The 17,553-nt window shown below is 70.7% G+C and carries 15 protein-coding genes; 4 read left to right on the plus strand and 11 right to left on the minus strand.

What is annotated here, in order from left to right; translation table 11 throughout:
• Positions 1-5: 5 nt before the first annotated feature.
• From ACIBHX_RS08250 to ACIBHX_RS08260, 3 genes are read right to left on the minus strand one after another with little or no spacing between them, the layout of a single operon-like run.
• The gene (locus tag ACIBHX_RS08250) at positions 6-2,543 is read right to left on the minus strand and encodes a bifunctional FO biosynthesis protein CofGH (RefSeq protein ID WP_397065464.1); all 2,538 of its coding nucleotides are present in this window, start codon (positions 2,541-2,543) and stop codon (positions 6-8) included.
• 19 nt (positions 2,544-2,562) lie between these two features.
• Complete coding sequence (locus tag ACIBHX_RS08255) at positions 2,563-3,459, minus strand: DNA-3-methyladenine glycosylase family protein (RefSeq protein WP_397065466.1); 897 nt, start codon at positions 3,457-3,459, stop codon at positions 2,563-2,565.
• Entirely contained in the window at positions 3,456-4,052 is a 597-nt protein-coding gene (locus ACIBHX_RS08260) for a TetR family transcriptional regulator (RefSeq protein WP_397065468.1), read from the minus strand. Before ACIBHX_RS08260 ends, ACIBHX_RS08255 begins: the two co-directional genes overlap by 4 nt.
• An 87-nt stretch (positions 4,053-4,139) precedes the next feature.
• On the opposite strand from ACIBHX_RS08260, the gene ACIBHX_RS08265 reads away from it, so the two are divergent.
• Positions 4,140-5,312, plus strand: a complete 1,173-nt coding sequence (locus ACIBHX_RS08265) for an MFS transporter (protein ID WP_397065470.1) — start codon at positions 4,140-4,142, stop codon at positions 5,310-5,312.
• Here ACIBHX_RS08265 and ACIBHX_RS08270 read toward each other — a convergent pair.
• The 4 genes from ACIBHX_RS08270 to ACIBHX_RS08285 all read right to left on the minus strand — a co-directional run bounded on the left by ACIBHX_RS08270 (position 5,294) and on the right by ACIBHX_RS08285 (position 9,403).
• Positions 5,294-6,418 (minus strand): sugar phosphate nucleotidyltransferase, encoded by a 1,125-nt coding sequence (locus ACIBHX_RS08270; protein ID WP_397065472.1) that lies wholly within the window; start codon positions 6,416-6,418, stop codon positions 5,294-5,296. The genes ACIBHX_RS08265 and ACIBHX_RS08270 overlap by 19 nt on opposite strands.
• Before the next feature lie 20 nt (positions 6,419-6,438).
• Positions 6,439-7,557: a glycosyltransferase family 4 protein gene (locus ACIBHX_RS08275; protein WP_397065473.1), complete on the minus strand. Its 1,119-nt coding sequence runs from the start codon at positions 7,555-7,557 to the stop codon at positions 6,439-6,441.
• 95 nt (positions 7,558-7,652) lie between these two features.
• Positions 7,653-8,579 (minus strand): lysylphosphatidylglycerol synthase domain-containing protein, encoded by a 927-nt coding sequence (locus ACIBHX_RS08280; RefSeq protein ID WP_397065475.1) that lies wholly within the window; start codon positions 8,577-8,579, stop codon positions 7,653-7,655.
• Positions 8,576-9,403: a methyltransferase domain-containing protein gene (locus ACIBHX_RS08285; protein WP_397065476.1), complete on the minus strand. Its 828-nt coding sequence runs from the start codon at positions 9,401-9,403 to the stop codon at positions 8,576-8,578. The genes ACIBHX_RS08280 and ACIBHX_RS08285 overlap by 4 nt, the downstream gene beginning before the upstream one ends.
• 95 nt (positions 9,404-9,498) lie before the next feature.
• On the opposite strand from ACIBHX_RS08285, the gene ACIBHX_RS08290 reads away from it, so the two are divergent.
• Genes ACIBHX_RS08290 through ACIBHX_RS08300 form a run of 3 tightly spaced genes read left to right on the plus strand, consistent with a single transcriptional unit; the run spans position 9,499 to position 12,607 of the window.
• Positions 9,499-10,563: an SPFH domain-containing protein gene (locus ACIBHX_RS08290; protein WP_397065478.1), complete on the plus strand. Its 1,065-nt coding sequence runs from the start codon at positions 9,499-9,501 to the stop codon at positions 10,561-10,563.
• A 10-nt stretch (positions 10,564-10,573) separates the two neighbouring features.
• Positions 10,574-11,641 (plus strand): hypothetical protein, encoded by a 1,068-nt coding sequence (locus ACIBHX_RS08295; RefSeq protein WP_397065480.1) that lies wholly within the window; start codon positions 10,574-10,576, stop codon positions 11,639-11,641.
• Between the two features lie 12 nt (positions 11,642-11,653).
• Positions 11,654-12,607, plus strand: a complete 954-nt coding sequence (locus tag ACIBHX_RS08300) for a YbhN family protein (RefSeq protein WP_397065482.1) — start codon at positions 11,654-11,656, stop codon at positions 12,605-12,607.
• Here ACIBHX_RS08300 and ACIBHX_RS08305 read toward each other — a convergent pair.
• The 4 genes from ACIBHX_RS08305 to ACIBHX_RS08320 form a co-directional block, all read right to left on the minus strand.
• Complete coding sequence (locus ACIBHX_RS08305) at positions 12,508-13,566, minus strand: glycosyltransferase family 4 protein (protein WP_397065483.1); 1,059 nt, start codon at positions 13,564-13,566, stop codon at positions 12,508-12,510. The genes ACIBHX_RS08300 and ACIBHX_RS08305 overlap by 100 nt on opposite strands.
• Before the next feature lie 76 nt (positions 13,567-13,642).
• The gene (locus ACIBHX_RS08310) at positions 13,643-14,578 is read right to left on the minus strand and encodes a glycosyltransferase family 2 protein (RefSeq protein WP_397065485.1); all 936 of its coding nucleotides are present in this window, start codon (positions 14,576-14,578) and stop codon (positions 13,643-13,645) included.
• A 76-nt stretch (positions 14,579-14,654) separates the two neighbouring features.
• A complete protein-coding gene (locus ACIBHX_RS08315) occupies positions 14,655-15,482 on the minus strand; it encodes a permease-like cell division protein FtsX (protein ID WP_397065487.1) in 828 nt (275 codons plus the stop codon).
• Entirely contained in the window at positions 15,479-17,515 is a 2,037-nt protein-coding gene (locus ACIBHX_RS08320; protein ID WP_397065489.1) for a hypothetical protein, read from the minus strand. Before ACIBHX_RS08320 ends, ACIBHX_RS08315 begins: the two co-directional genes overlap by 4 nt.
• Positions 17,516-17,553 lie beyond the last annotated feature (38 nt).

The raw sequence follows: 17,553 nt of genomic DNA on the forward strand, positions 1-17,553 counted from the left end.
TATCACTACACCAGCGGCAGTACCCGCCTGACGCTCTGGTAGACGCCGTCGCTGGCGGCCGCGGCGGCCAGCCGTTCCGCGCTCGGCTCGCCGTACTCCGTGGTGCGCTGCCTGACGGGGCGGCCAGTGACCATCGCGCGCAGCTCGCTGATCGTCTTGTTCGATCCGTTCTCGGAGCCGGCCATCCGGCTGATCGTCTCCTCCATGAGCGTGCCGCCCAGGTCGTTGACCCCGCCGTCGAGCACCTGGCGGCACAGGTCGTCGCGCAGCTTCACCCAGGAGCACTGGATGTTGCCGATGGCGCCGTGCAGCAGGATCCTGGCCAGCGCGTGCACGGCGCGGTTCTCGCGCGCGGTAGGGCCGGGCCTGGCGACGCCGGCCAGGTAGATGGGCGCGCTGTTGTGCACGAAGGGCAGCAGGACGAACTCGGAGAAGCCGCCCGTCTCCTCCTGCAGCCGGCGGATCAGCTTGATGTGCCGCACCCAGTGCAGATGGTTGTCCACGTGGCCGTACATCATCGTGGACGTGGTCGGGATGCCCACCCGGTGCGCCGTGGTGATCACCTCGATCCAGTCCTTGGCCGGCAGCTTGCCCTTGGTCAGCACCCAGCGCACGTCGTCGTCGAGGATCTCGGCCGCGGTGCCCGGCAGCGAGTCCACGCCCGCCTCCTTGGCGGCGACCAGCCAGTCCTCGATCGACAGGTTGGTACGGCCGGCCCCGTTGACGACCTCCATCGGCGAGAAGGCGTGCACGTGCATGTCCGGGATCCGCTCCTTGACCGCCCGCGCCAGGTCGAAGTAGGCCGTGCCGGGCAGGTCGGGGTGGATACCTCCCTGCATGCACACCTCGGTGGCACCCGCGTCCCAGCCCTCCTGCGCCCGGTCGGCCACCTGGTCCAGGCTCAGCGTGTAGGCGTCGGCGTCGGTCCGCCGCTGGGCGAAGGCGCAGAAACGGCACCCGGTGTAGCAGACGTTGGTGAAGTTGATGTTCCTGTTGACCACGTAGGTGACGTCGTCGCCGACGGCCTCCCTGCGCAGGTGGTCGGCCAGGCGGGCGAGCTCCTCCAGCGCCTCCCCCTCGGCGCCGAGCAGTGCCACGGCCTCGTCGTCGGTCAGGCCCGCGGGGTCGGCCTCGGCCTTGCTGAGCGCCTGCCGTACATCGGAGGGCGTCGCGGCCGAGGAGCCAGCGGGCAGGCGGTCGCGCAGCGCGTCCCAGTCGCCGTAGACGTCGTCGAAGTCGTCGCGGCGGTCCTGGGTGCGCCCGGTGGTGTCCACCGTGACGTGCAGGTCGACCCGCCCTGAGGAGCTGAAGCCGCCGTCGGGCTCCTGCCACGGTCGGCCAACCAGCACGGCGTCCTCCCTGGCCAGGCCCGTCTCCGGGTCGGCCAGCGCGGCCACGTGCGCCATCACCCGCGGGTCGAGCCAGGGCTCGCCGGCCAGCACGTACTCCGGATAGATCGTCAGCCGCTCCCGGAGCGCGAATCCGGCGGCGGCCGTGCGGGCGGCCAGCGCGTCGATCTGCGGCCAGGGCCGTTCGGGGTTGACGTGGTCGGGGGTCAGCGGCGAGACTCCGCCCCAGTCGTCGATCCCCGCCCTGATCATCAGCTCGTACTCGGCGTCGATCAGGTTGGGCGGCGCCTGGAGCCGCACCCGGGGACCCAGGACCAGTCGCGCCACCGCGATGGTCGCCGCCAGTTCCTGCAGGTCGGCGTCGGGGAGGCCGCGCATGGCGGTGTCGGGCTTGGCGCGGAAGTTCTGGATGATGACCTCCTGGATGCCGCCGTACTCGCGCGACACCCGCCGGATCGCGAAGAGCGACTCGGCCCGGTCCTCCAGCGTCTCGCCGATGCCGATCAGGATCCCGGTGGTGAAGGGCACGTTGACCCGCCCGGCGTCCTCCAGGACGCGCAGCCGTACCGCCGGGTCCTTGTCCGGCGAGCCGTAGTGCGGCGCGCCCTTCTCCTCGAACAGCCGCCGTGAGGTGGTCTCCAGCATCATGCCCATCGACGGCGCCACCGGCTTGAGCCGCTGCAGGTCCCGCCAGCTCATCACGCCCGGGTTGAGGTGCGGCAGCAGCCCGGTCTCCTCCAGCACCCTGATCGCCATCGCGCGCACGTAGGAGAGCGTGTCGTCGTAGCCGTGCGCGTCGAGCCACTCGCGGGCCTGGTGCCAGCGGTCCTCGGGCCGGTCGCCGAGCGTGAAAAGCGCCTCCTTGCACCCGAGCGCCGCGCCCTGCCGGGCGATCTCGAGCACCTCGTCGGGGCTGAGGAACGGCGACTCCAGCTTGTGCGGCGCGGTGGCGAACGTGCAGTAACCACAGCGATCCCGGCACAGGCGGGTCAGCGGGATGAACACCTTCCTGCTGTAGGTGATGACGCCGGGCCGGCCCGCGGCCTCCAGACCGGCGTCCCGCACTCGGGCGGCATGGGTGAGCAACGTGTCGAGGTGTTCGTCGCGTGCTTCGAGCAGCACGCCGACCTCGGTGAGGTCGAGGGACTTGCCGTCGCGGGCGCGAGCCAGTGCCCGCCTGAGTGCGGTGGTCATACCCAGCACAGTACGGAAGCTAGAACGACCGGTAGTCGCGGACCCCCATCCGTGGCCCGCGCTTGGGCGGGCGCAGCCCGGTGAGCCCGATGAGGATCGTGGCCCGATACCGGTGACCTCGGTAGGGCTCCAGGAGCCGGAGCATGCCGGGATCGTCCGTCTTCTCCCCCGTCAGGGCGTAGCCCACCTGCTTGGCCAGGTGGAAGTCGCCCACGCTGAGCGCGTCGGGGTCGCCGAAGGCCCGCTGCCTGACCTCGGCGGAGGTCCAGACGCCGACGCCGGGCAGCATGCGCAGCAGCCGGTCGGCCTCCTCGCTGGTGGCCGCGGCCTCCAGCTTGTCGGCGTGCCAGGCGGCGGTCGCGATCGTCCTGGCCCGGACGCCTTCCGCTCCGGACTTGTGCCAGTGCCAGGTGGGGATCTCCCGCCACACCCGGGGCTCAGGGATCACGCGCATGCCCTCGGGCGCGGGGCCGGGGGCGGGCTCGCCGTACCTCCGCAGCAGCCAGCCCCAAGCGCGCCAGGCTTCCTGGCCGACGACCTTCTGCTCGAGTACGGCGGGCACCAGCGCCTCCATGACGCGCCCCGTCCGCCCGATGCGGAGGCCGGTGTGCCGCCTGGCCACGTCCTCCAGCACCTCATGTTTCACACTGAAGCCCGAAATATCGTCATCTGCGCCCAGCAGCGCGGGCAGCGTCTCCAGCAGCCAGTCGGCGCCCGGCCCCCAGGCCTGCCCGATGACGTGGCCCGACCTGACCGACACGCGCAGCGTGCCGGGGCCGTCAGGCGTGCGCGACGTGCGCCAGACGGCGCCGTCGTGCGCGGTGCGGAACGTGGGGTCGTGGCCGCCGTGCCCGTGCGGGCCCAGCACGAGCCCGACCTCCAGGGGCCACGCGGGCGCCCACTCCCGTTCCTTCACCTGTCCAGTGTGCCCAGCTTCAGCAGCCGCCGGGCACCCTCCACCACCGAAGCCCGGTAAGCGGCCACCACCTCGGAGTCGACGGGCTCCGACAGGAGCATGCGCGAGACATGCGGCATCGCGAAGAACCAGCACACCTGCCCCATCAGCATGAGCAGCAGGTGCCGCGGATCCAGCTCGGAATCGATCACCCCTGCCTCCTGACCGGCCTGCAGCGCCCGGCTCTTGGCCAGGTACTCCTCGGTCCGCCGCGCCTGCTCGGGCACCGCCTCGTCCCGGTAGCGCAGCGCCTCGTGCATCAGCAGCCGGATCACCTCCGGGTGCGCAAGGTGGTAGTCGAACAGCTCGCCGGCGTAGTCGGCGATCCTGGCGGGATCCAGGCAGACAGCGTCCATCAGCTCCTGCAGCTTGCGCCCGAGCACGGCGGCGAACAGCTGCTCCTTGTTGCCGAAGTAGCTGTAGATCGACGCCTTGTTGGCCCTGGCCTGCTCCGCGATGCGGTCCACCCGGGCGCCTGCCACCCCGTGCTCGGCGAACTCGGTGGTGGCGGCTTCGAAGATGCGGGCCCTCGTGGCGTCCGCGTCGTACCCCATGGATTCATTCTAACCAGTTAGTTGACAAGGTCTCGAGGAAGCCGCGAGGATCGAGATCTAACCAACCAGTTAGAAATATTGGTGATCATGAAGCGAACCCTTTTCTCGGTCATGGCGGTGTGCGCCGGCGCGACCGTGGCCAACGTCTATCTGGCCCAGCCCCTGCTCGAGCTCATCGCGACCGGCCTCGGCGTGCCCCGCTCGGCGGCCGGGATCGTGGTGACCTGCGCCCAGTTCGGATACGCGGCAGGAATCCTGTTCCTGGTCCCGCTGGGCGACGTGCGGCGCCGCCGTCCGCTGCTGACCGCCATGCTCTCGGTCACCGTCGTCGTGCTGCTCGTCGCCGCCGCGGCCCCGGGGCTGGCGGTGCTCGGGTCAGCCGCCGCGGCGATCGGCGTGGCGACCGTGGTGCCGCAGGTGCTGATTCCGCTCGCCTCCGAGCTGGCCCCACCTGACCAGCGGGGACGCGTGGTGGCGCGAGTGCAGATCGGGCTGATGACCGGGATCGTGGCCTCGCGGGTCGTGGGCGGCGGCGTGGGCGAGCTGCTCGGCTGGCGCGCGGTATACGTGCTGGCCGCCGTCCTCACGCTGGTCACGGGCGCGCTCACGCTGCGGCTGCTGCCCGCCGAGCCTGCCAAGCGCGGCATGGGGTACGGCCGGCTGCTCGGCTCCCTGCCCGGGCTGCTACGGGACGAACCCGCCCTGCGGCACTCCAGCCTGCTGCAGGCAGGGATCTTCGGCGGGTACACGGCCACGTGGACGACGCTGGTGCTGGTGCTGACGGCCGCGCCGTACCACTTCGGCAACGCCGTGGCGGGTCTGTTCGGGCTTCTGGGCCTGGGGGGATCCGCGGTGGCGCCGTTCGCGGGCAGGTACGTCGACCGGATCGGGCCTACGAGGGTGATCGTGGGTTCGCTGGTGCTCGTGGTGGCCTCGGCAGGGCTCTACGCGCTGGGCGGGCACGCGCTCGCCGCGATGATCGCGGGCATCGTACTGGCCAACGTCGCCATCCAGGCCGGCCAGATCGCCAACCTCGCCCGTGTCTTCGCCTACCTGCCGGACGCCAGGAGCAGGGCGAACACCGTGTTCATGGTCACGGTCTTCCTCACCGGCGCGCTGAGCGCGGCGCTGGCCAGCGCCGCCTACGGCCTGTACGGCTGGGCGGGGGCGTGCGGCGTGCAAGCCGCGCTCGGGCTGGTGAGCTTCCTGGTGGTGCCGTTCATGCGGCGCTACGACCGGGCTCAGACGTCGCTGGAGTAGCGGACCGCGCAGTCGGGCAGCTCCACGCCGGGCCAGATGCGGACCCCCGCCCTGAGCTCGTTGCCGTGGCCCACGACCGCGCCGTCGCCGATCACGGCGTCGTGCACGACCGCGCCCGCGCAGACGCGGGCGCCCCTGCCGATCACCGAGTCGGTCACGGTCGCGCCCGTGTGGACCACGCAGTCGTCGCCGAGCACGCTTCCGTCGACCTTCGCGCCCGCCTCGACCACGGCCCGGGCTCCGACGGCGGTCCCGCCGCGCACCTTGGCCTCGGGCGACACGACCGCCCCCGGCAGCGCCAGGTACTCGCCCGTCGGACCCGGCAGCGCGGGCGAGGCCAGCCGCCCCAGCACCAGGTCGGCCGAGCCCTTCACGAACGCCGCGGGCGTGCCCACGTCGAGCCAGTAGGTCCGGTCGGCGTACCCCAGCACCAGGTCGCCCGACTCGATCAGCCCGGGGAACGTCTCCCGCTCGACGGAGACCACTTCCCCCGCCGGGATCGAGTCGATCACCGAACGGGTGAAGACGTAGCACCCGGCGTTGATCCGGTTTGTCACCGGATTCGGCGTCTTCTCCAGGAAGGCCGTGACCCGGCCGGAGGAGTCGGTCGGCACGCAGCCGAACCTGGTGGGATCGTCCACCTCGGTCAAATGGAGCGTTACAGCGGCCTGCCTGTCGAGGTGGGTGCGCACCTGATCGCCGATGTCGTGCCCGGACAGGATGTCGCCGTTGAGGATCAGCACGGGCGCGTCGGGCCCGGAGGTCAGCGCCTCTGCCGCGTTGCGGATCGCGCCGCCGGTGCCGAGCGGCGTCTCCTCGGTGATGTACTCCAGGGAGAGCCCGAAGGCCGAGCCGTCGCCGAAGACCGGCTCGAACATGGCCGCCTTGTAGGAGGTCGCGAAGACGATCCTGCGCACACCGAAGGCGCGGGCGCGCGCCAGCTGGTGGGCGAGAAATGGGACTCCCGCGGTCGGCAGCAGCGGCTTCGGGGTGCCCAGTGTCAGCGGACGAAGGCGCGTGCCCTGCCCGCCGACCAGGAGAATCGCCTCCAGCTCGAAGGGTCGGTCGAGGGTCCCTGGGGCATCGGCCGGCAATGAGCTCTCCATCACGGTGTGAGGTTATCCAACTATTCGACGGCACGTTGATAGGCGCTCAGATGTGCCTCGGCGGAGGCCTCCCAGGTGAATTCCCGAGCCCTGGCCAGTCCGGCGTTCCTCAGCGCGGCCCGCCGATCGGCGGAGGCGAGCAGTGCGGCCAACGCCTCGGCGATGCTATCGGCATCCGGCTCGGTGTAGGCCACCGCCTCGCCGCCCACCTCGGGCAGGGAGGCGCGATGCGTGGTCAGCACCGGCGCGCCGCAGGCCATGGCCTCGAGCACCGGCAGCCCGAACCCCTCACCCAGCGACGGGAAGGCCACCACCAGCGCCCCGCCCAGGAAACCGGGCAGGTCGGGGATGCGTAGATAGCCGGGCCGCACGACCTTGACCGTGGCCTCGACCTCGCGGCAGGCGGCGTCCACGTCGTCCTCGTGCACCCCGCCACCGATCACCAGCGCGGGCGGCTCGTCGAGGCTCTTGACCGCGGCGGCGAACCCACGGATGAGGTTCGGCACGTTCTTGCGCGGATCGAGCGCACCCAGGAAGGCCACGTACGGCCGGCCGTGCAACCCGAGCCGCTCGGCGGCGCGCCTGACCTCCTCCTCGCCAGGCGCGTGGAACATCGCCTGGTCGACGCCGTGGTAGGCGACGTCGATGCGGGTGGGATCGGCGGCCAGCACGCGGACGAGTTCTTCCCTGGTGGCCTTGGAGGGGACGACGACCCGGTTGGCGTGCCGTACCGCGGTCCTGGTCGCCGAGCGGAAGAAGGAGGCCTTGACCGCGCTGTGCTGGTCGGGCTCGGTGAACCAGGTGACGTCGTGCACGGTGACCACGGTCGGCAGGCCGGACCGCAGCGGGATGGAGTAGTACGGCGCGTGGATCACATCGACGGAGTTCTGCCTGGCCAGCAGCGGGACACCGGTCTGCTCCCAGGCCAGTCGGGCGGCGCGGTTGGTGATGGAGACGGGTCCTGGAACAATCCTCGCGGAAGGCGCGATCCGCCCGTACTTCTCGGCGTCCGCGCGCTGACAGACGACCACCAGATCGGCGCCCGCCCGGTCCAGGCCGGCGACCAGCCCGTCAACATATCTGATCAACGCACCGCGGTCTGCGGGGACCGCCGCGGCGTCGACGAGCACTCGAGGCATTACGAAGATCTTCTCCCCTCAAGATCCACGTGGGACTTGGGTCGTCCCCCTCCTGGTTCACCCTATGCCCAGCCTCCCCCAAATCGTGGGCCAAATCACACTGAGTCGCGCCTGGCGGCTATTCCCGCCAATCCAGCGCAGATCAGATCGCCGATCACGATCACGATGCGCGAGGTGAGAGCCACGGCGATCGCCGAACCCCGGTCGAGCACGGGCGCCAGCACGGCCACCATGGCCACCTCCCGGACCCCGGCGCCCGCGGGGACCACGAACGTCATGATCCCCAGGCACCACGACAGCGCGAACGCCCCGATCGCGAACACCACCCCGCCCTGCGGGGCGATGAAGTACAGGTGGATGCCGTAGCAGGTCCACCCTGCCACCGCCCAGCCGAGCGCGCCAAGCATGCCGCGCCGGGTGAGCGGCCGTTCCAGCGGCTCCCGCTTCAGCCTCCTGAGGCCGAACCCGATCACCGCGTTGATCACCTTGGGTTCGAGCAGCACGAACAGCACCGGGATGAGCAGCAGCAGCCAGCCGTACCTGTCCCAGCCCAGCGTGACCAGGGAGATGAGCAGGCCGGTCGCCAGCTGGATGGGCATCATCAGGAAGAACGCCGCCGCGCTGCGCGAGCGCGGCACGCCCAGGTCGCGGCCCATCTCCATCTGGGCCAGCATCGGCCAGACCGTGCCGGGGATGTACTTGCCGAGCTGGCCGACGAAGAACACCTTCGCCCCCGACTTGAGCGGAAGCCTCGACCCCAGGTCCGCCAGCAGGGTGCGCCAGGTGAGCATGGCCCCGAGCAGCGCGGCGATCACGGCCACGAGCGACCCGGCGACCGCCTCCCACGACAGCCGGGCGAACCCGGCGACCACGGCGTCCCACTGCCTGGCCACGGCCCAGGTGCCGAAGCCCAGCGCCACGAGCAGGAATGCCAGGCGGACGACCCGCTTCAGCAGCACCCGCTTGGCCGGGGCGCCCACGGTGCCTGACCTGCCGGCCGTACCGGAGTCCTCGCCGCTCACAGCGGGAGGACCCGCTCGGGCGGCTGGGGTAGCGCGGGGCCGCGCGGGCGGAGCGGCTTCTTGGTGGCGACCCACAGGTAGGTCGGCACGAGCGGAAGGAGCAGCCTGAGCACCTCACGCGGCGTATGAGCCAGTACGGCCTGCGCCACCCGGCCCAGCACGCCGGGGAACAGCTCGGCCCCGGCGAAACTGCGGGGCGTGGCCAGCACCGGGAAGGTGTAGTCCCAGACGTGGAAGGCTCGCAGCATCCTGCGCAGCCCGCGCCGCGTCCTGAAGCGCTCGTAGTAGTGGTCGGCGCGGCCGGAGGCGCGCACGTACCGGTCAGCCAGGCGGGGCGGCAGGTAGGACAGGAACGGCAGCTTGTAGTGCGGCTCCATGATGCCGAGCCGGTTGCCCAGCCCCAGGTAGAGCACGCCGTCGTCGGACAGCACCCGGTGCATCTCGGCCACGACCGCGTCGGGGTCGATCACGTGCTCGTAGATGTGGTTGAAGACCAGCACGTCGATCGAGCCGTCGGGGAAGGGCAGCGCGGTGCCGTCGCCGCAGACGAAGCCGACCCGCTCGCCGAAGCGGTCGGCGGCCTTGCGCAGCCCGGGCACGTCGATGTCGATGCCGAGGGTGTGCTGGGCGCCCGCGCCGGCCAGTTCGTCGGCGATGAACCCGGCCGAGCAGCCGACGTCGCCCACGATCTTGCCGCTCAGCGGCCCGTGGAAGTGCTCGATCACAGCGATGATCTTCGCGGCCTTGCGCCTGCGCTTCTCCTCGTCGAGCATCGCCGACTGGAACTCGGAGTACTCCAGCTGCGCGACTCGTTGCTCTCCCACGCCGCCCAACAGTACCGGGGCGCGTCGTTAATTCGTCATCAAACGAGCTTTGGTACGGTGACCCGCCTGGTGAAACGGCAACGAATGGGGGCAATGTGGCGCTGTTCGACAAGATTCGGGGCGAGTTCATCGACATCGTCGAATGGCTCGACGACAGCCGCGACACGATCGTCTGGCGCTTCCCCCGGTACGAGAACGAGATCAAGATGGGCGCCCGGCTCGTCGTGCGCGAGTCGCAGGTCGCGGTCTTCGTCAACGAGGGGCAGATCGCCGACGCCTTCACGCCGGGGACCTACACGCTGGAGACGCAGAACCTGCCGATCCTGTCGACGCTGAAGGGCTGGAAGTACGGCTTCCACTCGCCGTTCAAGGCCGAGGTCTATTTCGTCAGCACGCGCCAGTTCACCGACTTCAAGTGGGGCACGCAGAACCCGGTCATGGTGCGCGATCCCGAGTTCGGCCCGGTGCGGCTGCGGGCGTTCGGCGCGTACTCGGTCCAGGTGATCGACGCCCGGCTGCTGATCCAGGAGCTGGCGGGGACCGACCCGCAGTTCAGGACCGAGGAGGTCGAGGGCTACCTGCGGCAGATGGTCGTCGGCCGGCTGGCCGGCGCGCTGGGCACGGCGAACGTGCCGGTGCTCGACATGGCGGCCAACCAGCACGCGATGGGGCAGCAGCTGGCCGAGGTGCTCAGCGCCGACCTGGCCAAGGTGGGGCTGACGGTCCCGAACTTCTCCTTCGAGAACATCTCGCTGCCGCCCGAGGTCGAGCAGGCGCTGGACAAGCGCACGTCGATGGGCATCGTGGGCGACCTCAACGCTTACACCAAGTTCCAGGCGGCCAACGCGCTGGAGAACGCCGGCGGCGCCGGCGAGGGCATGGGACTGGGCCTGGGCATCGCCGCCGGGCAGCAGATGGCGGCGGCCCTGTCGCAGCCGTCCGGTCAGGTGCCGCCTCCGCTCCCTCCCCAGGAACAGTGGTTCCTGGGCGTCGGTGGCGAGCGGCGCGGGCCCTTCGACCGGCAGGCGCTGGCGGCCGGCGGCCTCACGCCTGACGCGCTGGTGTGGAAGGCGGGCATGGCGCAGTGGACGGCCGCCCGTGACGTGCCGGAGCTCGCCGCGCTGCTGAACAGCACCCCTCCCCCGCTGCCTCCCGCCTAGGAAGGCCGACGTGACCTCCCCCACCCAGATCACGCACCCCTGCGCGGGTTGCGGGGCGAACGTGGAGTTCGCCCCCGGCACCACCGTGCTGCGCTGCCCGTACTGCGGCAGCGAGCAGCGCATCGCCGCTCCCGCCCGCCAGGTCATGGAGCACTCCTACGACGCCTTCCTGGCCAAGCCCCGGGTCGCCGCCGTGGCGCCGCACCAGTTCGCCTGCCCGGGCTGCGGGGCGCGCACCGAGAGCGACGCGCTGTCCAAGAGCTGCCAGTTCTGCGGCACCGGCCTGGTCGCCGACACGGGAAGCGACCCTCAGGTCGCCCCCGAGGCGGTCGTTCCCTTCGCCGTCGACCGCGGCAAATCCCGCGAAGAGCTGAAAAAGTGGGTGAAATCCCGCTGGTTCGCTCCGAACCGCCTGAAGAAGGTGTCGGAGGCGGAATCCATGAAGAGCACCTACCTCCCGCACTGGACCTTCGACGCGGACACGGTCTCCGACTACACCGGCATGCGCGGTGAGCACTACTACGTGACCGAGACCTACACCGAGAACGGCCAGACCAAGACCCGCCAGGTGCGCAAGACGCGCTGGTACTCGGCCAGCGGCCGGGTCGCGCGCGACTTCGACGACATCCTGATCACCGCCACCGGACACGTCCCCGGCAAGCGCCTGGAGGACCTGGAGCCCTGGCCGCTGCACCAGGCCGTCGCCTTCGAGCCGAGCTACGTCGCCGGGCACCACAGCCTGCGCTACGACACCGAGCCGGAGGCCGGACTGGAGACGGCCAAGGGCAAGATGGCCGAGGTCATCGAGCAGGACTGCCGGGACGACATCGGCGGCGACGAGCAGCGCGTGCACTCCGTCGACACCACATACGCCGACGTCACGTTCAAGCTCATGCTGCTGCCGGTCTGGATCGGCTGCTACCTGTTCGGCGGCAAGACCTACCAGGTGCTCATCAACGGCGTCACCGGCGAGGTCCAGGGCGACCGCCCGTACAGCCCGGTGAAGATCACGATCGCGGTGCTGGCGGCGCTCGCGGTCATCGCCGCCATCGTATGGATTTATCTCGCCAACAAGTGAGACGCTTGGCCAATGATCCGCCGCCTGGTGCGCATCCTCCTCGCCCTGGTCGCCCTCGCCTTCCTCGGGTACGGCCTGGCCAGGAACTGGAGTGCCACCACCGCGGCGCTGGCCGAGCTCTCACCGTGGGCGCTGGCGGGCGCGTTCGCCGCGGTGCTGGCAGGGCAGTACTGCATGCTGGTGGCCTGGCGGGTGGTGCTGGCCGGGCTCGGCTCGCCGCTGCCGCTGCGCACCGCCGGGCGGATCATGTTCGTGGGCCAGCTGGGCAAGTACATCCCCGGCTCGGTCTGGGCCTACGCCGCGATGATGGACCTCGGGCGTGACCAGGGCAGCCCGCCGCGCCGTACCTTCGCCTGCATCTCGCTCGCGCTGGTGATCAACCTCGGCGTGGCCATCTCGATCGCGGCCGCGACGCTGGCCACCCAGCAGGCGGTACGGCAGGCCTGGTACCTGCTGCTGCTCGTCCCGGTGATCATCGTGTGCCTGCATCCCCGGGTGCTGACCTGGGGGTTGAACCTGGCGCTGCGGATCGCCAGGCGTGAGCCGCTGGAGAGCGTGCTGCCCGGCAGGACCGTGCTGGTAGCGGTCGCCTGGACCGCGCTCGGCTGGTTCGTGTACGGCGTGCACGCCATGCTGCTGGCCGGCCGGTTCGACCTCTACCTGATCTGCACCGGGGCGTACGCGTTCGCGTGGGCCTCCGGGTTGCTGACGTTCGTCGTGCCCGCCGGGGTCGGCGTGCGCGAGGGCGCGATGTGGCTGGTGCTCAAGCCGCTGATCGGCGACGGGCCCGCGCTGGTGGTGGCCGTGGTGTCGCGGGTTCTGTTCACGCTGGGCGACGCGGCGCTGGCCGGGGTCGCGTTCGTGCTTCAGCCGCTGAGGAGGGTCGCCACGTACGCCGACCAGAACGGCTCCGCGTCGACCGACTTGACGCCCGACCGCAACCGCTCCGGCTCACCCGGCGCGTAGAAGCGCTCGATCGCGCGCTTCAGCGCCTCGACGCTGCCGGGCTCCACGAGGATCCCGTCCACCCCGTCGGTCACGTGGTCGCCCAGCGCGCCCACCCGGGTGGCGATGACCGGCCTGCCGTGTTCGAACGCCAGCCACACGTTCTGGCTGGCGGTCGCGCTGCGGTAGGGCAGCACCAGCGCATCCGCCTGCTCGAACAGCCCCGGCACGGCTTCGGCCGCCACATAGCCGGGCCGCAGGTCCACCTCGGCGCCCAACTCCTGCACGAGCGCCCTGGTCTCCTCGATGCCGCCCCAGAACTCGCCCGCCACGGTCAGCGCGACGTCCTCGGGCAGCGCCCTGATCAGCAGATCGAGGCCCTTGTACGGCCGGACGATCCCGAAGAACAGCAGCCTGCGGTGCACGTTCGCACCGTTCTGGGCGGCGTTCCCCGACGGCAGGTGCGGTGCCATCGCGGCCACCCTGACCGGCCGGTCCGTCAGCGTCCTGGCCAGCTCGGCCTGCTGCTCGGAGTGGGCCAGCACGGTGTCGACCCGCTTCAGCAGGGCCTTCATCAGGGGCCTGTCGTACGGCTTGCGCTCGTGCGGGAGCACGTTGTGGCACAGGGCGACGACCCGGGTCTTGCGGGCTATGCCGTACAGGATGCCGAGATAGGCGGGGACCTGGACCGGGCTGAGGACGGCCAGGATCACCAGGTCGGCGCCGCGGAGCCGGCGCCCGCACGCGACCCAGCCGTCCGGCCGGCGCCAGTCGAGCCTCCTGTGCGTCCGGGGATACGGCTCGCCCTCGGGAGCGTCGATCGTCTGCTGGCCGGGGTAGAGGAAGCCCGGGTACTGCTTGTGCCAGGACTCGATGACGACGTCGTGGCCCTCGGCCGCCAGGCGATGGGCCAGCTCCGTGGTGTGCTGCGCGCCGCCGCCTTTATACGGAAATGTCGGGCCGACGATCGCGATCCTCATGGTCGAGTCCACCTCGCCTTGCAGCGTCTCATCGGACGGACTGCTCTCTGTGTCCGGCGAGGCTCCCTCTCCGCCCTCATTCGCCGCGGGACCTCACGATCAGGTCCGCCAGCAGCGCCACCGAACCGATCAACAGGCCCGACAGGAAGATCACGACGGTGTTGCTCGTCAGATAGATGCTGCGGTGGACCACGATGTCGTAGACGCCCTTGCCCAAGCCGATGACGACCAGCCACAGCGCGGGCGGCATGAGCACCTTGAGCGGGTTGAAGTACATGATCATCCGCAGCACCTGCAGGATGTAGCGGTACGCGTCGGACACGAAGCTGAACTTCGACTTGCCCGCCCGCTTGGCGTAGTCGATCGGCAGGTAGTAGATGTCGTGCTGGTTCGACAGGAACGACAGCGTGATCGTCGTGACGCAGGAGAACCCGGGCGGCAGCAGCCGCAGGTACGGCCTGGCCACCGACTTGCGGAAGGCGCGCAGCCCCGAGTTGAGGTCGGGGATCTTCTGACCGGCGAGCTTCTCCGCCACCTTCCTGATGACCCACTTGGCCGGGACCCGGAGGATCTTGTGTGAGCCCTCCTCCGTCGTCCTGGCGCCCACGACCTGGTCGACCGCCTTGTCCTTCTCCAGGATCTGGACCAGCTCAGGGATGCGCTCGTTGGGGTAGGTCATGTCGGCGTCGGTCCAGACGACGATCTCGCCCCTGGCCTCCTGGGTGCCGATCCTGCGGACGGTGCCCGAGCCGCCGTTGCGGTGGAAGGCCCTGATACTCAGGTGCGGGTAGCGCGGTGCGGCCTCCTCCAGGCGGGCCAGCGTCGCGTCCGTCGAGCAGTCGTCCACGGCGACCAGCTCGTAGGTGTAGCCGCTGGAGTCCATCGCCTTGGTGATGCGCTCGACCTCGTCGATGACGTGATCCTGCTCGTTGTAGCAGGGCAGGACGATCGTGACGTAGGGCGCTTCTTCTTCCACGGCGGGTCCACTCTGGGGGGTCTCAAGCGTGCTCACGTGCGTCGAGAGTACTCTGCCGACCTGAGCGCCGGGTCCACATCACCTCAGCGCCAGCTGGACGACCAGCCCTTCGTCACGCGTTGTAATGATCCGTCACGTAGTCTACCCCGGGCATCCGCCCCACCACGCGCCTCACCCGCTCCGCGACGTCCTTGGATTCGAGTGTCACCTGGTAGATCTCCGGCACCTGAGCCGCGGCGTCCCCGAGGCCTTTTTTGTCCATGAGGATGTTCCGCAGGTTCGCCACAGCGTGCTCATGACCCTCGAGGTAGATGTCATCGACACCGTCGACGCCTCGAAGCGCCTTGTAGACCGAGGCTTTCTCCTGGTCCGACGCCTCCCCCCGCCCCTTGCACTGCGAGTCCTGTCCGACGGTCTCCTGAGGACACATGCGGATCTCCAGGTCGGACTTGCCGACCCAGAAGTCGGCGGCCTCCACGTGCACCCGCGCGACGCCCGGCAGCTTCTCCAGCCAGGCCTTGGAAAAGTGCCACACGTCGGCCACCTCACCCCTGAAGGACACCGGCATGTCGGACGGTCTCGTGTCCGCGATCAGCGTCTTGTCGTGCCCGTAATTGGCCACGAACCGTCCCCACGCCTCCAACTGGCCCTCCAGGCGCAGGGCCGACACGCCCCGCGTCCCACGCAGCACCCCCTCAAGCCGCTCCTGCTGCTCGATCGTGGTTACGTGGTGGCAGTTGTCCAAGGCGCTGTCCTTGCTGCACAGGTACACCGAGAGCGTGCCGGTCACCGGCCACGGCGCGTCCGGCGGCGGTAACGGGCCGGACGGCGGGCGGAAGCGCATCCATCCACCGACCGCGAGAGCGGCGAGCACCAGGACCACTCCCGCGACGACGACGATCCGCCTGATTCGCGGCCCACCCGCGGACTTCGCGGTCAAGGCACGGCCATCCAGACGTTGACGCGCAGGGACCAGGTGCCGTTGGGCGGGTCGAGGAGTGAGCGTTCGTCCTGGCGGGTGACCAGGGCCATCACCTGCTGTGGCGGGCCGTAGAGGCTGACCTGGTCGGCCTGGGCGGCCAGCACGACGGGGACGCGGCCGGCGGCGCGGATGCGGGAGATCAGGCGGTTGACCTCGGGCAACGGGGCCTCATCACCGGAGATGCGGCGGGCCTGGGCCGCCGGGCGGTCGCACATGCCGCGGACCAGCTGGGTGAAGCGCTCACCCGTGACCCGCTCGACGATGAGGACCGAGGCGTTGGCCGGGATCCTGGCGCACATGGCCTCGACCGCCGCCCGCTCCCCGCGCTCGATCGGGACGAACGCCGTGCCGATCGACGTGATCGTGGGCGGCACCAGCACGAGCAGCGTGCCGAGCACGGCGATCACGGTCTGGGGACGCCCGCCGTACCCGAGCCTGCGGGCCTTGTCGCGCGTCCAGCCCAGCCCCCACACGGCCAGCACGATCAGCCCGGGGATGACGACGGGCACCAGGCGGCGGGAGGCCCACGGCTGGTCGGGCGTGATCTCGGGGCGCAGCAGCGTGGTGATCGTGGTCCAGCCGATGACCGCCAGCGGCAGCAGCCACTCGAAGGACGCCCCGCCGCGCAGCAGCCTGCGCACCAGTACGGCGGCGGCGAGCGTGGCGAGCACGACCACGGGCACGCCGACGTACCAGATCACCCAGTGAAGCGAGTATTCCGAGTAGAGCCGGGTGCCGTCGATCGGCAGGCGCAGGGCACGCTGGGTGTCCTGGATGAAGCTGAAGGTGCGCTGGTCGTCGGCGTTGACCGGGACCCGCCGCACGGTCTGCAACCACGGACGTACGGCGAGGCCGGCCATCACCACGACCACCAGCGCCGCCCCGATCTCGGGCAGCCGCCTGGGCAGCCGGACCCGCGCGGCCAGCCAGGGCGCGGCAGCCGTACCCAGGGCGGTGAGGACCAGGACGGCGGCGCAGATGAGCAGCAGCGGGTTGACCGAGCGCGACAGGTAGGCCAGGTACGGCCGGGCCAGCAGGTAGGCGGCGAGCAGCCCGAGCCCCACGCCCAGGGCCACCCCGGCCAGCAGCGGCGGCCCGAGGCGCCCCTCGGGACGGCCGAACCGGCGCAGCGCGATCAGCAGCCCCGCGAAGGCCAGGACAGGCAGCACGTCGCGCAGCCCGTCGACGCGCACCAGCACGGCCAGCCCGAACACCAGCCCGGCCAGCCCGGCGGCGGGCCAGACGCGCCCGCGGGTGACCTGGAGCGTGTCGTGGAGCAGGGCCATGCCGCCGAAGAGCAGGATCAGCGAAGGGATCTCGCTGAAGGTCGTGCGCGAGGTGTACAGGATCGGCATGGCCACCGCGAACGCGAACGCCGCCAGAGGTGCCCACCGCCCGCCGGCCAGGCGCCCGGCCACGCCGCCGACCGTCAGCACGGCCAGCGCGCCCAGCACGGCCGGCGTCAGCAGCATCCCGCCGAGCCAGCCGCCGACGGCGAACAGCATCGGCGGCCCCGGCATGAACTGCGGCACCACCGACCCGTCGACGGGGTAGAAGCCCACGCTGTCGAACATCAGCGACGGGTCGGCGCCGCCGAAGGCCCAAGCCTGGGCGGGGATGGGCAGCGAGCCGTGCGCGCCGATCCACGTGGCGTACTGCGCGTACGTGGCGGGGTCGCGGCGGACGATCAGCTGCTCGCTGTGCATGATCGCGTTGAAGACGCCCGAGCCGAGCGCGATGGCCAGCACCCCACCGGTATGCCGCGCGGTGGCGCCCACCGTCTCGGGCAGCCGCAGCGCGACCCGGCACAGCGGTACGGCGATCACGGCTGCGAGCAGCAGCACAGGCAGCGGCCTGAACCACCCCGCGAGCAGCAGCGGAAGCCCGGCGAGCAGGAACGCGGCCACCAGCAGGGCAGGCAACAGTGAGGCCACGGCGAGCACCCGGCCCGCCGACGGCCTGCGCTCGGGGGGAGGCAAGGCGAGTCGCATCGGTGATCGGGAGCGTATCCAACTCCGCCGACAAGGGC

Source organism: Nonomuraea sp. NPDC050536 (assembly GCF_044457685.1).
Lineage (GTDB): Bacteria > Actinomycetota > Actinomycetes > Streptosporangiales > Streptosporangiaceae > Nonomuraea.

Bases quoted from the DNA above. Each gene is read 5' to 3' on its own strand.
- ACIBHX_RS08270 (WP_397065472.1), bottom strand. From the start codon at position 6,418: ATGGAGAGCTCATTGCCGGCCGATGCCCCAGGGACCCTCGACCGACCC.
- ACIBHX_RS08260 (WP_397065468.1), bottom strand. From the start codon at position 4,052: ATGGGGTACGACGCGGACGCCACGAGGGCCCGCATCTTCGAAGCCGCC.
- ACIBHX_RS08250 (WP_397065464.1), bottom strand. From the start codon at position 2,543: ATGACCACCGCACTCAGGCGGGCACTGGCTCGCGCCCGCGACGGCAAG.
- ACIBHX_RS08305 (WP_397065483.1), bottom strand. From the start codon at position 13,566: ATGAGGATCGCGATCGTCGGCCCGACATTTCCGTATAAAGGCGGCGGC.
- ACIBHX_RS08320 (WP_397065489.1), bottom strand. From the start codon at position 17,515: ATGCGACTCGCCTTGCCTCCCCCCGAGCGCAGGCCGTCGGCGGGCCGG.
- ACIBHX_RS08300 (WP_397065482.1), top strand. From the start codon at position 11,654: ATGATCCGCCGCCTGGTGCGCATCCTCCTCGCCCTGGTCGCCCTCGCC.
- ACIBHX_RS08265 (WP_397065470.1), top strand. From the start codon at position 4,140: ATGAAGCGAACCCTTTTCTCGGTCATGGCGGTGTGCGCCGGCGCGACC.
- ACIBHX_RS08275 (WP_397065473.1), bottom strand. From the start codon at position 7,557: ATGCCTCGAGTGCTCGTCGACGCCGCGGCGGTCCCCGCAGACCGCGGT.